A 14,750-nucleotide genomic window follows, 5' to 3' on the forward strand; every position below is an offset into this window, starting at 1 on the left:
GCAAGCCCCTCCCCCTTGTGGGGAGGGGTTGGGGAGGGGTCTTTGGGCCGAATGCAGAGGGATCTTTTTCTCCAACCCAGAAACGCACCCCGCCTTGCAATCCCCCCATTTCCACGGAACAACTCCCGCATGACCATCCCCAAGACGCACCCCTTCCCCTTCGACCCCACCTACGGCATGACGCTCGACACGCTGTGCGCCATCGTCCCGCCCGAGGCGCCCCCAGGCTTCGACGCCTTCTGGCAAAAGCGCTACAAACGGGCGCTCACCATCGACCCGCAGCCGGCGCTTAAGCAAAGCAACCTCACCCACCCCGCCTGGCAGGTGCTCGACATCACCTACACCTCGACGGATGACGTCACGATCGGCGGCTGGCTGCTCTTGCCGCGCGACGCGCCGGTGCGGCGCGGGCTGGTGGTCGGCCATGGCTATGGCGGCCGCGATGCGCCGGATTTCGATCTGCCGGTGGAGCAGACCGCCATCCTCTTCCCCTGCGCGCGCGGCATGTCGCGGAGCGCGCAGGCGCCGATCCCGCCCGATGCGCCCGGCCATGTGCTCCACAATATCGATAGCCCCGACGACTACGTCATCGGCGGTTGCGTCGAGGATCTCTGGATCGCGGTCTCGACGCTGCAGGCGCTCTATCCATGGCTCGCAAACCGCATCGGCTATATCGGCGGCAGCTTCGGCGGCGGCCTGGGCGCGTTGGCGATCCCCTTCGACAATCGCATCGATCGCGGCCACCTGATCGTCCCCACCTTCGGCGACCGTAAGCAGTGGCTCACGCTACCGACGGTCGGCAGCGCCGATTCCGTGCAGACCTACCAGAAGACCCATCCCGACGTGCTCGACCATCTGCGCCTCTTCGACGCCGCGACATCAGCGACGCGCATCAAGGTGCCGATGCTGGTGGCCGTCGCCCTCTTCGATCCGGCCGTCGCCCCGCCCTGCCAGTTCGCCGTGGCCAACGCGGTACCGCCGTTAAAATATAATGAAATCTTCATCCTCGACGCCGGACATTTCGACTATCCTGGAATGACGGAACAGAATTTTGCTCTGCGCGAAAAGCTGCGAGGTTTTTTGAAGCTTCATGAACCGGGAATATCTGCGCTGGCATAGCCCGCGCCTGCATCGCGAGATGGAGCTGTTGGTGTTCGGCCATGCCGGCGCCAAGGTGTTGATGTTTCCGACGCGCGATGGCCGTTTCTGGGAGTATGAACGGATCGGCCTCGTCGCCAGCCTCGCCCACAAGCTCGAAGCCGGCCAGTTGCAGCTCTATTGCATAGAGGGTCTCGCCACGGAGACCTTCTACGGCTTCGACCGCCACCCGGCTGACCGCATCCATCGGCATCAGGCCTTCGAGGACTATATCCTCCACGAAGTCCTGCCGCTGATGGCCGCACGAAACGGGCACGACTGCACCATCGTGCATGGCTGCAGCCTCGGCGCCTTCCAGGCGGCCAGCCTCGTCTTCCGCCACCCGCATCTGTTCCGCAAGCTCGTCGCTTTCTCCGGGCGCTACGACCTGACGCTGAGGGTCGAAGCCTTCGGCGACTTGCTTGACGGCTATTACGACAACGCCGTCTATTTCCACACCCCAACGCATTTCCTGCCGGGGCTCCATCACGGCTGGCAGCTGGACAAGCTGCGTGAGGTCGAGATCGTCATGACGATCGGCAATGCCGACCCCTTTCTCGACAACAACCACTATCTGAGCCGGCTTCTGTCCGACAAGCAGGTCGGCCATCAGCTGCATGTCTGGGACGGCCGCGCCCACCGCGCCAGCGCCTGGCGCAAGATGGCGGCACTCTACATCTGAGCCGCCGAACGCCAGTAGGCGGCCAATAACGCCAAAGTCAAAACTCGTGAATTGTCATTGCCGGGACCGTGGCTAAAGGCTTCGAACAGTCATTCCTAAAGAAAGGTCTTTCATGTTCGCTTCGATCCACGCCCTGCAGCCGGCCCTGCTCAGCCTGCTGCGCATCGTCTCCGCGCTCGTTCTCTTCAGCTACGGCACGCAGAAGATCCTGCATTTCCCGGCTGCCGAGCGCGTGCCCGATGTCGGGTCGATGTCCTGGATTGCCGGCCTGCTTGAACTGACGCTCGGCTTCCTGGTGCTGATCGGCTTTCAGACCCGCGCCGCCGCCTTCGTCCTCTCCGGCCTGATGGCTTTCGCCTATTTCATCGGCCACGCGCCACGCGGCTTCTTCCCCGCCCAGAACGGCGGCGTCGCCGCCATCCTCTTCTGCTTCGTCTTCCTCTACATCGTCGCCGCCGGCGCCGGTCCGTTCAGCGTCGATGCGATGATGAAGCGCAAGCAGGGTGCGGTTGCGGCTTGATTGGTTGATGGGCTGGTGAGAAGCGGGCGGCGGAGCGGGGATACCCCCCTCTGCCCTGCCGGGCATCTCCCCCACAAGTGGGGAGATTGGCTGGGCGCAGCCGCTCGTTCCACCTTCATTGTTTGGCGTAAACATCGCAACGAGTCGATCTCCCCCCTTGTGGGGGAGATGCCCGGCAGGGCAGAGGGGGGTGCCCCGCGGCACACCCCCTCCACCCAAGCCAAGCCCGAAACTTACACCTTCACCCAGGCCCCATTGCGCTTCGACGACGCCACGCAGGCATCCACGAAGGCGACACCCTTCACGCCGTCATCCACTGTCGGGTACACCACGGCCTTGTCGACCGCCTTGCCCTTCTTATGCGCGTTGATGGCATGCGCGGCTTCCGTGTAGATCGTCGCAAAAGCCTCGAGATAGCCTTCCGGGTGACCGGACGGGATGCGCGAGACGCGGGCGGCGGCGGCTCCGGAGCCGGCGCCGTTGCGGGTGATCAGGCGCTTCGGCTCGCCGAACGGCGTGAACCACAGATAGTTCGGATCGGCCTGCACCCATTCCAGACCACCCTTGGTGCCGTAGACGCGGACCTTGAGGCCGTTCTCGTGGCCCGGAGCCACCTGGCTGCACCAGAGCATGCCCTTGGCCGGCTTTTCCGAGCCCTTGGCCTTGAAGCGCAGCATCACATGCGCGTTGTCGTCGAGACGGCGGCCTTCGACGAAGCTGTCGAGATCGGCGGCAAGGCTGTCGAGTTCGAGGCCGGAGACGAAGGTGGCGAGGTTATAGGCATGCGTGCCGATATCGCCGGTGGAACCACCGGCACCCGATTGCGCCGGGTCGGTGCGCCACACCGCCTGCTTGGCGCCCTGCTGCTCGACGGCTTCGGTCAGCCAATCCTGCGGATATTCGGCCTGCACCAGGCGGATATCGCCGAGTTCGCCATTGGCGATCATCTCGCGCGCCTGGCGCACCATCGGATAGCCGGTGTAGTTGTGCGTGAGGATGAACAGCGCGCCGCTCTCGTCGGCCACCTTCTTCAGCTTCTTGGCGTCGGCGAGGTTCGAGGTCAGCGGCTTGTCGCAGATGACGTGGATGCCGCGACGCAGGAACTCCTTGGCGGCGTCATAGTGCACGTGGTTCGGCGTCACGATCGACACCGCCTCGATGCCGTTCTTCAGCTTCGCCTCGCGGATCGCCATCTCGCGATAGCTGGAATAGGTGCGGGTCGGATCGAGCCCGAGATCGGCGCCAGACGCCATCGCCTTTTCCGGCGTCGACGACAGCGCGCCCGCGATCAGCTCATACTGATCGTCGATACGGGCAGCGATGCGGTGCACCGCGCCAATGAAAGCGCCGGCGCCACCGCCGACCATGCCAAGACGGATGCGCGGTTCGCGCGTCTGCTGCGTTGATGCTTCGATTGTCATTGGTTTCTCCAAAATTGTGCTGTATTTGCGTGAGGGTCCGGTTTGGCGTTGTGCCGCGTGGCCCCCTCATCCGCCTGCCGGCACCTTCTCCCCGTTGGGGAGAAGAGACTCGGGGCAGGCCGCTCGCTCGACCTTCCCTTCTCCCCCACGGGGAGAAGGTGGCCCGAAGGGTCGGATGAGGGGGCTGCACGGCACCACCTCTCCTACCAGACGAAACCCAGCTTAAATCCCCAGCATCCGCCGATTGGCCGCCTGGTCCGTACCGCTACCCGCGAAGTCGTCGAAGGCCTTCTCCGTCACGCGGATGATGTGCGACTTGACGAACTCGGCACCCTCGCGCGCGCCGTCTTCCGGATGCTTCAGCGCGCATTCCCATTCGACCACAGCCCAGCCATCGAAGTTGTTGGCCGTCATCTTCGAGAACACCGCACCGAAATCGACCTGGCCGTCGCCCAGCGAGCGGAAGCGGCCAGCGCGTTCGACCCAGCCCTGGTAACCGCCATAGACGCCCTGGCGACCCGTCGGGTTGAACTCGGCGTCCTTGACGTGGAACATCTTGATCCGGTCTTTGTAGATGTCGATGTTGTCGAGGTAATCCAGGTACTGCAGCACGTAGTGCGAGGGATCGTAGAGCATGTTGGCGCGCGGGTGGTTCTTCACGCGCTCGAGAAACATCTCGAAGGTGACGCCGTCATGCAGGTCTTCGCCGGGATGGATCTCGTAGCAGATGTCGACGCCGTTTTCGTCGGCGTGGTTCAGGATCGGCGTCCAGCGCTTGGCAAGTTCGTCGAAGGCGGTTTCGACGAGGCCGGCCGGGCGCTGCGGCCACGGATAGATGAACGGCCAGGCAAGCGCGCCGGAGAAGGTCGCATGCGCCTTGATGCCGAGATGCTTGGACGCCGTCAGCGCCATCTTCACCTGCTCGACGGCCCATTCCTGGCGCGCCTTCGGGTTGCCGCGCACTTCGGGTGCGGCGAAACCATCGAAGGCTTCGTCATAGGCCGGGTGCACGGCGACCAGCTGGCCCTGAAGATGGGTGGAGAGCTCGGTGATCTCGACGCCGTTCTGGCGCGCAACACCGGCGAACTCGTCGCAATAATCCTTGGATGATGCAGCCTTCTTGAGGTCGATCAGCTGGCCCGCCCAGGTCGGAACCTGCACGCCCTTGTAGCCGATATCGGCTGCCCACTTGGTGATCGAATCCCACGAATTGAAAGGTGCGGCATCGCCCGCGAACTGCCCGAGGAACAAGCCTGGGCCCTTGATCGTTTTCATGTCAATTCCTCCCTGAATGATGACCGTAAACGTTTCTGGTGTAGTTCTAGCACTTGATTTGCACTCTGCAAGCCGATTTTGGCGAGAATGCAAATCCTGCCCCGATGGGCGGAAATGGACGGTTGCGACTAAACCATGTCGGGCACCTAGCCGCAAGACGTACGTACCGCATTTCTTGGCGCTTACGTCGTGAGAGCCCATGCGGCAGCGCATCTTTGTGGACTTCCCGCCACCGCGTGCTACTCTTGGTCGACCAGGAGGGTGGTCCATGACGCGGCGGCTGGCAGCAATCTTGGATGCGGATGTTGTCGGCTTCTCCCGGCTGATGGGCCTCGACGAAGCGGGGACGTTTGCGGCGCTGAAACGCCACAACACCGAGACCATCGTCCCCACCATCACCAGGCATCGCGGACATGTCGTGAAGTTCGTCGGAGACGGCACGCTGGCGGAGTTTTCCAGCGTGGTCGACGCGTTGCGCTGCGCGATGGAGATCCAACAGGCCATTCTCGCCGGCAATTATGATGTCGTGCCCGACCGCCGGATGATCTGGCGGATCGGCATCCATGTCGGCGACGTCCTCAACGAGGATGGCGATATCTTCGGCGAGAGCGTCAACATCGCCGCGCGGCTGCAGGCGCTGGCGCCGGCCGGCGGCATCTGCCTGTCGCAGCAGGTGCGCGATCAGATCGGCACGGCGCTCGATTTCGAGGCCACCGACTTCGGCAATCGCAAGCTGAAGAACATCGAGCAGACCGTCCGGGTATGGCGCTGGTTTCCGCCGGGCAGCCAGACGGACGGTCTCGACGAAGAAATCCCGGACCGGGCGATCCCGAGCCAGCCGCCTGAGCGCAAGCGCCCGTCGATCGCCGTACTTCCCTTTGCCAACATGTCGAGCATCGAGGGGCAGGAGCATTTTTCCGATGGTTTCACCGACGAGCTGATCGCCACCCTGGCGCGCTGCCGCTGGCTGCTGGTCGCCGCCCGCAATTCTTCCTTCAGTTTCAAGGGCCGCGCCGTCGATGCCCGACGCGTCGCCGAGGATCTCGGCGTCAAATACGTGCTCGAAGGCAGCGTCCGCCGCTCCGACACGCGCATCCGCATCACCGCGCAGCTCCTGGATGGAAGCGAGGGCACGCTGCTCTGGGCTGAACGCTATGACCGCATGCTGGCTGATATCTTCGACCTCCAGGACGAGATCGCCTCCGAGATCACCGGAACCATCGAGCCCGAATTGAGCGCCATCGAATTCGCGGCGCTGCGCGGCCGCTCGATCGTCGACATGACCGCCTGGGAGATTTATCTGAAGGGCCTCTGGCATCTCTACCGCTTCACCATCGACGAATTGAACACGGCCAAACAGCTGTTCGAGCAGGCGATCGCCATCGATCCGAGTTTCGCGCAGGCGCAGGCGCGGCTCGCCTACGTCCACATCCAGCTCGGCTGGTACGGCTCGCTCGAGGAGCGTTCCGGGCGCATATGCGAGGCGATCGAGCTTGCCGAACGGGCGATCACGCTCGATCAGAAGGAGCCCGCCGCGCATCTGGCGCTCGGCCGGGCGCTTGCGCTCGACGGCGCCACGGAGGCAGGGATCGCCCATCTCCGCCATGCGGTGAAACTGGACCACAGCTTTGCCCAGGCGCATTTCGCGCTCGGCCAGGCGCTCTGCTACGCCGATCGGCCGCAGGAGGGCATGCCCGAATTCAGCGAAGCCTTTCGTCTCAGTCCGCGCGACCCGCATCTCTGGACCTTTCACAGCATGATGGCCTTCGCGAACTACCAGATGGACAAGCTCGACGAGGCGGCCGACGCCGCCCGCGCATCGATGCGCTCGCCGAACGTCACCTTCTGGCCGGCGATGGCGCTGGTGGCGATCCAGGGACGGCAGGGCAAGATCGAGGAGGCGCGCCGGACGATCGACGAGCTCTACAATTTTCGACCGGGCATGACGCTTGATGATGCCAGGCGTGAATTCTACTTCGGCCTCAAGCCGGCGATGAGCGAAACCTTCATCGAGCGCTTTGTCGGCGATCTCGCCAAGGCAGGCTTGCCGCCACAATGAAAGACGCCCGCCCTTTCGAGCGGGCGCCTCGTATTCACAAGGATCAGAACGGCGAATCCGGGAAGTAGAAGTCCTTGGCGTTGTCCTTCGTCACCAGCGTGGCGTCGAGGATGTAGGTGCCGCGAACCGGCACCTGGTCGTAAAGCGACGCGGCCGTCAGTTCCATCGCGGTGCCAACCATTGCCGGCGGATAGAGAACGTCGACCGGGATCATCTTGTCTCCGTCCATGACCTTCTTGACCATGTCCTTGGAGCCGGCGCCGGCCACGACATACTTGATGTCGGTGCGCTTGGCCTGCTCGATTGCCTGCAGTACGCCGACGGCCATGTCGTCGTCCTGGCACCAGACCACGTCGATCTTCGGGTACTTGGTGAGATAGTCCTGCATCACCTTGAAGGCGTCATCGCGGTTCCAGTTGCCGAACTGGCGGTCGAGAACCTTGACGTTGGAGCCGGCGATGCCCTTGTCGAAGCCGTCCTGGCGCTGCTGGTCGATCGGGATCGGCAGGCCGCGAATGACGACGACCTGTGCGTCCGGCGTGGTTTCCTTGATGTACTTGCCGGCGACTTCGCCAAGCGCCGGGTTGTTGCCGGCGATGTAGATGTCACGCACGCTGTCGTCGTTGGTGCTCGGCGCACGGTCGACCAGCGCCACGAAGGTGCCCTTGTCCTTGACTTCCTTGATGGCGTTGACGAGCGGATCCGGATCGGACGGCAGGATGACCAGCGCGTCCATGCCCTGCGTCGCCAGATCCTGCACCGCGTTTGCCTGGCTTGCGGCATCCGGCGAGGTCTTGACGATGACGGTGAGGTCAGGGTGCTCGGCCATCAGCAGCTTGGCGACGCGCTCGGCATGGAACACCACGCCGGAGGTCCAGCCGTGGTCGGCCGCCGGGATCGATACGCCGATGGTCTTCTTGTCCGCCGAGTGAGCGACGCCGGCGAGCAGCGCCGCCGTCACGACCGCCAAACTGAATAGTGTCTTACGCATGTCTGTCTTCCTCCCATTAAACCCCAGGGCTTGCGAACCTTGAGACCGGGCGCCCCGCCGACCCGGCCAATCCCTTGCTACCTGCGCGCCAGCGACCGCTGCACGAGCATGGCGATGATGATGATCGAGCCCTGGATGGCGCCGATCAGATATTCCGAGATGAAGTTCGAGAGCAGCATGATGTTGCCGACGAGCTCGAGAATGAAGGCGCCGCAGATCGTGCCCCAAACGCGCCCTGCCCCGCCCTTCAGCGCCGTGCCGCCGACGACGACCGCGGTGATCGCCTGCAGCTCCCACAGGATGCCCGTTGTCGCCGATGTCGAGCCGAGACGCGGCACGTAGAGCAGCACGGCGATTGCCACGCACAGCCCCTGAATGACGAAGGCGATGGTGCGCACCTTGTTGACGGCGATGCCGGAATAGCGCGCCACGTCGCGGTTCGAGCCGACGGCCGTGACATGCCGGCCATAGCGCGTGCGATAGAGAATGAAGGCGGCGACCGCGGTGACCGCGAGGATGACGATGATAGGCACCGGTACACCGGCGATCGAACCGAAATAGACCGGGCGATAGAGCGACTGCTGCTCGGCGGAGCGCAACGTGATCGCGCCGCCCTGTGAGAGCCAGGTCGTCAGGCCGCGATAGATGCCCATGGTGCCGAGCGTGGCGATGAACGGCTCGATCTTGCCAACCGTGGTGATCAGCCCGTTCGCCAGACCGCAGAGCGCGCCGGCGACGATGGTGAAGACGACGGCGACAACAAGCATCAAGGCCGGATCGGCAATGAGGCCGGAATTCATCAACAGGATCATCAGGCTGGCGACGAAGGCGACCATCGACCCGACAGAGAGATCGAGATCCCCCGACGAGATGACGAAGGTGGCGCCGACGGCGATGATGGCGATGAAGGCGCTGCGGGTCGCGACATTGGCGAGGTTGGTGATGCCGATGAAATTCGGATTGACCAGCGCGCCGACGACCAGCAACAGCGCAAGCGCCGCGAACGGCGCAACCGCCCTGAGATCGATATCCCGCCAGGAACGCCGTCTGATCTGACTGGTCTCGTCGTTCGCACTCATATCCAAAGCCATCCTCCCGTCATGCCTGCAGGCATTTTGTCTCTTGATCCGCCGCGTCGGCGGTTATTTCTTGCGACCGCCTCAGGCGGCCTTCTTCTTCAGGCCCGCCGCATAGCGCATGATCTCCTGCTCGGAAATCTCGTCGCCCTCGAGCACGCCGACGATCCGCCCCTCGCGCATCACGGCCACCCGGGTGCAGAGCCCGATCACCTCGGGCATCTCCGAGGAGACGACGATGATCGAGCGCCCGTCGCGCGCCAGTGCCGAGATGAAATGATAGATCTGCTGCTTGGTGCCGACATCGATGCCGCGCGTCGGCTCGTCGATGATGATGATTTCCGGGGCCGTCTCCATGACCTTGGCGAGCAGCAGCTTCTGCTGATTACCACCCGACATGCGCCCGGCCACGATATTGGCGTCGCGCACGCGGATATCGAAGCGCCGCCGCGCTTTCGCCAGCGCTGCCGCCTCGCTGCTGGGGCTGAGATAGCCGTGCCGAGAATGCTGACCCAGCGACTGCAGCGTCAGGTTTGCCAGCATGTTGGAGCCGAGCAGCAGGCCCTTGTGCTTGCGATCCTTGGTCATGTAGGCGAGCCCGGCGCGATTGGCCGCGTGCACGTCGCCCGACTGAACACTCTCGCCACGGATGACAACCTCGCCGGCGGTACGGCCGCGCAGGCCAGCGATCGCCTCCATCAGTTCCGTGCGGCCGGAGCCGATCATGCCGGAAAAGCCGATGATCTCGCCCTTGCGCACCTCGAAGCTCGCATCCTGCACATAGCCGGTCGAGATACCCTCGACCTTCAGCACGATCTCTTCGTCGACATCGGGCTCGTTCTTGGTCGGATAGAGGCTGGAAAGTTCGCGGCCGACCATCAGCTGGGCGATCGATTCACCATCGAGCATCGCCGTCGGCGCCGTCTTCACCCACTGCCCGTCGCGCAGCACCGTCACCCGGTCGGTCAGCTCCATGACCTCGTCGAGCTTGTGCGACACGAAGACGAAGCTCGTGCCCTTGTCGCGAAGCTTGCGCACCTGCTTGAACAGGAAATTGGTTTCCTCGCGCGACAGCACCGCCGTCGGCTCGTCCATGAACACCACGCGCGCATCGCGGCTGATCGCCTTGGCAATCTCCACCATCTGCTTGTCGGCGATCGAAAGCGTGCTGATCAGCGCGTTCTCGTCGACATGCGAACCGAGCAGATCGAGCGCCTTGCGGGTCTCGGCCCGCATGAACTTGCGATCGAGCACGCCGAAGCGCGTGACCTCGCGACCGAGAAACAGGCTTTCGGCGACGGTCAGGTGATCCGCGAGATTGAATTCCTGGTGGATGATGACGATGCCAAGCGCCTCGGCGGCGCCATTCGGCGGCAGCACGACCGGCTGGCCGTCGAGGATGATCTCGCCCGAGGTCGGCTGTTCGAAGCCGGACATCACCTTGACGAGGGTCGACTTTCCCGCACCGTTTTCGCCCATCAGCGCATGGATTTCACCGGCGCGAAGCTCGAAATTGACACTGAAGAGGACCTGCACCCCATTGAAGGATTTGCATATGCGTCGGGCCGACAACACCACCGGCGCAGCCTCGACAGTCTCCAAACTCATGATGTCCTCCCCTGCGGGCTCCCACCCGCTTGACCCTTGTGTAAACCTTTACATGTGCGATGTAAAGGTTTACATCATCATATCACGAAGTTCTCTTGGCTTCGCCCTTTGACGTATCCTTCAGTCTGTGTAGTGTCGCCGCGAATTGAGCCCCAAGGCAGAACGCAGTGTCGAATTCCACGCCAGCAACCATCGAGGATGTCGCCCGGATCGCCGAGGTTTCAATCGCGACCGTGTCGCGGGCGATCCATACGCCGGAGAAGGTCGCCAACTCGACGCGGCTGAAGGTCAACCAGGCGATCGCGATCACGGGATACACGACGAACGCCATGGCCCGCAGCCTGCGTCTCGGCCGTTCCAACATGATCCTGGTCGTGGCTCCCGACATCGGCGACCCCAACTTTTCCAACATTCTGATCGGCCTGGAGAACGAGGCCCGCGCCCATGGCTACGGCATTCTCATCGGCCATACGCAGAACGACGCCCAGCGCGGCCTCGAATATCTCAAATTCCTGAATTCAAACCAAGCCGCCGGATTGATTCTCTTCACCGGCATCCTGCCCTTCGGCCACCAGACGATGACGGCAAGGCTCCCGCCCAGCGTCGGCGTCTTCGAGCCGGTCTTCAACGGCGGCATTCCCTATGTCGGCGTCGACGATATCGAGGGTGCGCGCAAGGCGGTCGACCTGTTGCTCGCCGAAGGTCATCGCAGAATAGCCTTCATCGGCGACAGCAAGACGCGTCTTGCCTATTCCAGGCGCCGCCAGGGCTATGACGAGGGACTGGATGCAGCCGGCGTCGCGAAAGGCCAGCGCATCATCCTCGAAGGCGACGGCACGCTCGAAAGCGGCCGCCACGCCGTGGAGCAGCTCTTCATGCGTGACACGCTGCCGACCGCCTGCATGTGCGTCAACGACCAGACGGCGATCGGCGTGATGATCGGCCTCAACGCCCGCGGCTACGACATCCCCCGCGACTTTTCCGTCACCGGCTTCGATGACGTCCCCCAGGCCGTCTTCATGTCGCCGCCATTGACGACGGTGCGCCAGCCGCGCACCGCGATCGGCAAGCAGGCGATGGCGCTACTGCTGGAATTCCTGGGCGACGGCCAGCCCGCCGAGACCGAGATCCTGCTGCGGCCGGATCTCGTCGTCCGCAACTCGGTGTCGGTGCCGTCGAAACAGTGGTCAAAGCGCTAGCGCAAAACGCGATATCGGCTACGGTGCATAGCGCGTAAAGACATAGTCGTGACTGTTCACGCGCGCCTCGTGACAGGCAAAGCAGGTCTCATGCTGAGCCTGGTCGGCTGGAACGCCATTGATGAACCGGCCAAATCCCCAACCACCAGAGGCGGCGTATTTCGTCGCATCCTTGACCATGACCTGCACCGTCGTCGCCGCACCGGGGACGGACGCGGGCGCGAATTCGGCCGATGGCGTGCGTTTCCAGGCAAGCTTGACGAGCACGCTGCCATCAGGAAACGGAAGCGTGCCGTCGCGATAGGCCTTGACGGCGATATCGTTGCCGACGACCACGCGCAGCTCGTTTAGCGGCGCATCCTCGAGCGCCGGCGCGATCAACTCCCACTGCCGGTAGCCGTCAGGAAGGGAGACGCCGTAGATCGGCGAGACCGGCTTGGCGCTAGGCGTTTCGCCGGCGAGCGAGCCGATCGCAAAGACGCTGGCGCCGACAGCGGTGGCGGCTGAAAGCAGCATGATTTCCCCTGTCATGGCAGCCACTCACGCAAGCCGGTCTGCATCGATGATCGCCTGGGCGAAGGCCGCCGGCGCCTCTTGCGGCAGATTGTGACCGATGCCGCCGGTGATCGTCCGATGCTCGTATTTGCCGGTGAACTTCGTGGTGTAGGAGGCCGGATCCGGGTGCGGCGCGCCGTTGGCATCGCCTTCCATGGTGATCGTCGGCACGCCGATATCGGGCAATTTCGCGAGCTTGCGCTCCAGCGCATCGTATTTCTTCTCGCCCTTGGCGAGATCGAGCCGCCAGCGATAATTATGGATGGTGATCGCGACATGATCCGGATTTTCGAAGGCTTTGGCCGTGCGATCGTAGGTGGCGTCGTCGAAGTGCCATTGCGGCGAGGCGAGCGTCCAGATGAGCTTGGCGAAATCGTGCCTGTTGGCGTCATAGCCCGCACGCCCGCGTTCGGTGGCGAAATAGAACTGATACCACCAGGAGAGTTCGGCCTTCGGCGGCAGCGGCTTCTCGTTGATCGCCTGGCTGCCGATCAGGTAGCCGCTGACTGAGACCATGGCCTTGCACCGCTCCGGCCAGAGCGCGGCCATGATATTCGCCGTCCGCCCGCCCCAATCATAACCGCCGACAACCGCGCGCTCGATCTTCAGCGCGTTCATGAAGTCGATCATGTCGACGGCGATCGCCGCCTGCTGTCCATTGCGCGGTGTCTTCGAAGACAGAAACCGCGTCGTCCCGTATCCCCGCAGATAGGGAATGAGCACGCGATAGCCGGCATCGGCAAGAACCGGCGCGACATCGACAAAGCTATAGATGTCGTAGGGCCAGCCATGCAGCAGCAACACGGCGGGTCCGGTCGCCGGACCAAGCTCCGCATAGCCGATATCGAGCACACCGGTCTTGACCTGCTTCAGCGCTGGAAAGGACGTATTCGTGCCCGGCTTGACCGAAGCAAGCGCGCCACTTCCCGCTCCCGTCGTCTGCGCACGCACAGTGCCGGCAATGCCGACAGCAGCGGCAGCGAAGGCCGCGGCGCCAAGGAAGCGGCGGCGTTGGTGATTGGTATCATCGGACATGGGGGCCTCTCGATTGGCGGTTGCAAGGAGCGCGAGTGCTCAGCCTGAGAGCTAGCGCGAGCCCCAAGAGACCGACAGGCAACCGAGGTATGAAATGGCCTATATGTTGGTATAGAGCGCGGACGCGGCCGGTGCGATGATGGGTTGATATTTCGTAGTTTTAAAACTACAATTCCTTATGCTCGAACTTAGGCAGTCCGAGACCTTTCGAAAATGGCGGGCGCGCTTGAAAGACGAGCGCGCTAGGGCGTTGATCGCTTCACGGCTGGATAGGCTGGCTTTTGGACATGCCGGCGATGCCGCTCCGGTCGGCGACGGGATCAGCGAACTGAGGATACATTACGGACCAGGCTATCGCATCTACTTCAAGCAGGATGGCCAGACGCTGATCATCCTGCTTTGCGGTGGCGACAAAGGCAGTCAGAAGCGCGATATAGCCGAGGCGAAACGGCTGCTCAGCGAATGGAACGAGAACAATGGCTGAGAAATTCACCCAATACGATCCGGCCGATGACCTGACATCGGACGAAGCAATTGCCGTCTTCATAGAAGAAGCCTTCGAGACAGAGGACGCCGCCTATATCGCCCATGCGCTGGGCGTCGTTGCGCGCGCTAAGGGCATGACCCAGATTGCCAGTGAGACGGGGCTCTCCCGCGAACAGCTCTATCGCTCCTTCAGCGCCGAGGGCAACCCGACGCTGAAGACGACGCTATCCGTCATGAAGGCGCTCGGCATCGGCCTGACGGCAAAAGTGCCGGCGCACGCCGATCGAGAGGCAAAGGCGTCGGCTAAACCGTAAACGCCTCGAGGAACGCCACAAGCGCTGCCTCGGGGTCACCCGACGCAAACGCCTCCATGCCGACAGGCACGGCATAGCCCATGGCCTTCAGCGCCCGGGCGCTACTGTCTCATCATGCTCCGGCCAGTTCCACAGCCCGACGCCGAAGCCCATCTCCTTCAGCCTGGAGGCGCGCCATTCGATCGCTCGGTCACGTCAGATCATCTCGGCTCAGTCGGCGAGCTAGAAAGGCAAGCTCATGTGATCCTCCCGATCATGCATGCTGATTTCTGTTCGCAATAGAGCCGAGATCGCGCCCGCCGCAATGCGACATCGCGTGCCATGCCGGCACACGGAATTGACAATTGTCATGAGAGGTTCACGCAGCAGGCATAACTCGAAGGGACGGCTTC

At 63.2% G+C, this 14,750-nt stretch carries 14 protein-coding genes; 7 read left to right on the plus strand and 7 right to left on the minus strand.

Annotation, left to right across the window (positions count from 1 at the left end; genetic code table 11):
- Positions 1 to 129 precede the first annotated feature (129 nt).
- The 3 genes from J5286_RS19220 (at position 130) to J5286_RS19230 (ending at position 2,339) form a co-directional block, all read left to right on the plus strand.
- A complete protein-coding gene (locus J5286_RS19220; RefSeq protein ID WP_209191734.1) occupies positions 130 to 1,119 on the plus strand; it encodes an acetylxylan esterase in 990 nt (329 codons plus the stop codon).
- On the plus strand, positions 1,091 to 1,819 hold the full coding sequence (locus J5286_RS19225; protein WP_209191735.1) for an esterase family protein: 729 nt from the start codon (positions 1,091 to 1,093) through the stop codon (positions 1,817 to 1,819). The genes J5286_RS19220 and J5286_RS19225 overlap by 29 nt, the downstream gene beginning before the upstream one ends.
- A 112-nt stretch (positions 1,820 to 1,931) precedes the next feature.
- Positions 1,932 to 2,339, plus strand: a complete 408-nt coding sequence (locus J5286_RS19230) for a DoxX family protein (RefSeq protein WP_209191736.1) — start codon at positions 1,932 to 1,934, stop codon at positions 2,337 to 2,339.
- Between the two features lie 233 nt (positions 2,340 to 2,572).
- Here the strand turns inward: J5286_RS19230 and J5286_RS19235 are convergent, their stop codons facing one another.
- Complete coding sequence (locus J5286_RS19235) at positions 2,573 to 3,760, minus strand: Gfo/Idh/MocA family protein (RefSeq protein WP_113009223.1); 1,188 nt, start codon at positions 3,758 to 3,760, stop codon at positions 2,573 to 2,575.
- 222 nt (positions 3,761 to 3,982) lie between these two features.
- The gene (locus J5286_RS19240) at positions 3,983 to 5,035 is read right to left on the minus strand and encodes a sugar phosphate isomerase/epimerase family protein (protein WP_209191737.1); all 1,053 of its coding nucleotides are present in this window, start codon (positions 5,033 to 5,035) and stop codon (positions 3,983 to 3,985) included.
- 268 nt (positions 5,036 to 5,303) lie between these two features.
- On the opposite strand from J5286_RS19240, the gene J5286_RS19245 reads away from it, so the two are divergent.
- Entirely contained in the window at positions 5,304 to 7,094 is a 1,791-nt protein-coding gene (locus J5286_RS19245) for an adenylate/guanylate cyclase domain-containing protein (RefSeq protein WP_209191738.1), read from the plus strand.
- Between the two features lie 43 nt (positions 7,095 to 7,137).
- On the opposite strand, the gene J5286_RS19250 is transcribed toward J5286_RS19245, so the two are convergent.
- The 3 genes from J5286_RS19250 to J5286_RS19260 form a co-directional block, all read right to left on the minus strand.
- Complete coding sequence (locus J5286_RS19250; RefSeq protein ID WP_037179586.1) at positions 7,138 to 8,085, minus strand: substrate-binding domain-containing protein; 948 nt, start codon at positions 8,083 to 8,085, stop codon at positions 7,138 to 7,140.
- A gap of 77 nt (positions 8,086 to 8,162) precedes the next feature.
- On the minus strand, positions 8,163 to 9,164 hold the full coding sequence (locus J5286_RS19255) for an ABC transporter permease (RefSeq protein WP_112944165.1): 1,002 nt from the start codon (positions 9,162 to 9,164) through the stop codon (positions 8,163 to 8,165).
- Positions 9,165 to 9,245: 81 nt separating this feature from the next.
- Complete coding sequence (locus tag J5286_RS19260) at positions 9,246 to 10,769, minus strand: sugar ABC transporter ATP-binding protein (RefSeq protein ID WP_209191739.1); 1,524 nt, start codon at positions 10,767 to 10,769, stop codon at positions 9,246 to 9,248.
- A gap of 167 nt (positions 10,770 to 10,936) precedes the next feature.
- Between J5286_RS19260 and J5286_RS19265 the strand changes: the two genes are divergently transcribed.
- The gene (locus J5286_RS19265) at positions 10,937 to 11,968 is read left to right on the plus strand and encodes a LacI family DNA-binding transcriptional regulator (protein WP_209215374.1); all 1,032 of its coding nucleotides are present in this window, start codon (positions 10,937 to 10,939) and stop codon (positions 11,966 to 11,968) included.
- Positions 11,969 to 11,986: 18 nt separating this feature from the next.
- Here J5286_RS19265 and J5286_RS19270 read toward each other — a convergent pair whose 3' ends face one another.
- The gene (locus J5286_RS19270; protein ID WP_209191741.1) at positions 11,987 to 12,484 is read right to left on the minus strand and encodes a cytochrome P460 family protein; all 498 of its coding nucleotides are present in this window, start codon (positions 12,482 to 12,484) and stop codon (positions 11,987 to 11,989) included.
- Positions 12,485 to 12,508: 24 nt separating this feature from the next.
- Positions 12,509 to 13,558: an alpha/beta fold hydrolase gene (locus J5286_RS19275; protein ID WP_209191742.1), complete on the minus strand. Its 1,050-nt coding sequence runs from the start codon at positions 13,556 to 13,558 to the stop codon at positions 12,509 to 12,511.
- A gap of 178 nt (positions 13,559 to 13,736) precedes the next feature.
- Between J5286_RS19275 and J5286_RS19280 the strand changes: the two genes are divergently transcribed.
- Both J5286_RS19280 and J5286_RS19285 read left to right on the plus strand, forming a co-directional pair.
- Complete coding sequence (locus tag J5286_RS19280) at positions 13,737 to 14,042, plus strand: type II toxin-antitoxin system RelE/ParE family toxin (protein ID WP_209191743.1); 306 nt, start codon at positions 13,737 to 13,739, stop codon at positions 14,040 to 14,042.
- Positions 14,035 to 14,358 carry an addiction module antidote protein gene (locus J5286_RS19285; protein ID WP_209191744.1) on the plus strand — a complete coding sequence of 108 codons (324 nt, stop codon included), beginning with the start codon at positions 14,035 to 14,037 and terminating at the stop codon, positions 14,356 to 14,358. The genes J5286_RS19280 and J5286_RS19285 overlap by 8 nt, the downstream gene beginning before the upstream one ends.
- The last annotated feature ends 392 nt before the right edge of the window (positions 14,359 to 14,750 follow it).

This window comes from Rhizobium sp. 16-488-2b, assembly GCF_017741815.1.
GTDB lineage: Bacteria > Pseudomonadota > Alphaproteobacteria > Rhizobiales > Rhizobiaceae > Rhizobium.

What these genes read in the sequence shown, in the direction of transcription:
- J5286_RS19225 (WP_209191735.1), top strand. Translation starts at nt 1,091, where the DNA reads ATGAACCGGGAATATCTGCGCTGGCATAGCCCGCGCCTGCATCGCGAG.
- J5286_RS19285 (WP_209191744.1), top strand. Translation starts at nt 14,035, where the DNA reads ATGGCTGAGAAATTCACCCAATACGATCCGGCCGATGACCTGACATCG.
- J5286_RS19280 (WP_209191743.1), top strand. Translation starts at nt 13,737, where the DNA reads ATGCTCGAACTTAGGCAGTCCGAGACCTTTCGAAAATGGCGGGCGCGC.
- J5286_RS19275 (WP_209191742.1), bottom strand. Translation starts at nt 13,558, where the DNA reads ATGTCCGATGATACCAATCACCAACGCCGCCGCTTCCTTGGCGCCGCG.
- J5286_RS19235 (WP_113009223.1), bottom strand. Translation starts at nt 3,760, where the DNA reads ATGACAATCGAAGCATCAACGCAGCAGACGCGCGAACCGCGCATCCGT.
- J5286_RS19220 (WP_209191734.1), top strand. Translation starts at nt 130, where the DNA reads ATGACCATCCCCAAGACGCACCCCTTCCCCTTCGACCCCACCTACGGC.
- J5286_RS19260 (WP_209191739.1), bottom strand. Translation starts at nt 10,769, where the DNA reads ATGAGTTTGGAGACTGTCGAGGCTGCGCCGGTGGTGTTGTCGGCCCGA.
- J5286_RS19255 (WP_112944165.1), bottom strand. Translation starts at nt 9,164, where the DNA reads ATGAGTGCGAACGACGAGACCAGTCAGATCAGACGGCGTTCCTGGCGG.
- J5286_RS19250 (WP_037179586.1), bottom strand. Translation starts at nt 8,085, where the DNA reads ATGCGTAAGACACTATTCAGTTTGGCGGTCGTGACGGCGGCGCTGCTC.
- J5286_RS19245 (WP_209191738.1), top strand. Translation starts at nt 5,304, where the DNA reads ATGACGCGGCGGCTGGCAGCAATCTTGGATGCGGATGTTGTCGGCTTC.
- J5286_RS19270 (WP_209191741.1), bottom strand. Translation starts at nt 12,484, where the DNA reads ATGCTGCTTTCAGCCGCCACCGCTGTCGGCGCCAGCGTCTTTGCGATC.
- J5286_RS19230 (WP_209191736.1), top strand. Translation starts at nt 1,932, where the DNA reads ATGTTCGCTTCGATCCACGCCCTGCAGCCGGCCCTGCTCAGCCTGCTG.
- J5286_RS19240 (WP_209191737.1), bottom strand. Translation starts at nt 5,035, where the DNA reads ATGAAAACGATCAAGGGCCCAGGCTTGTTCCTCGGGCAGTTCGCGGGC.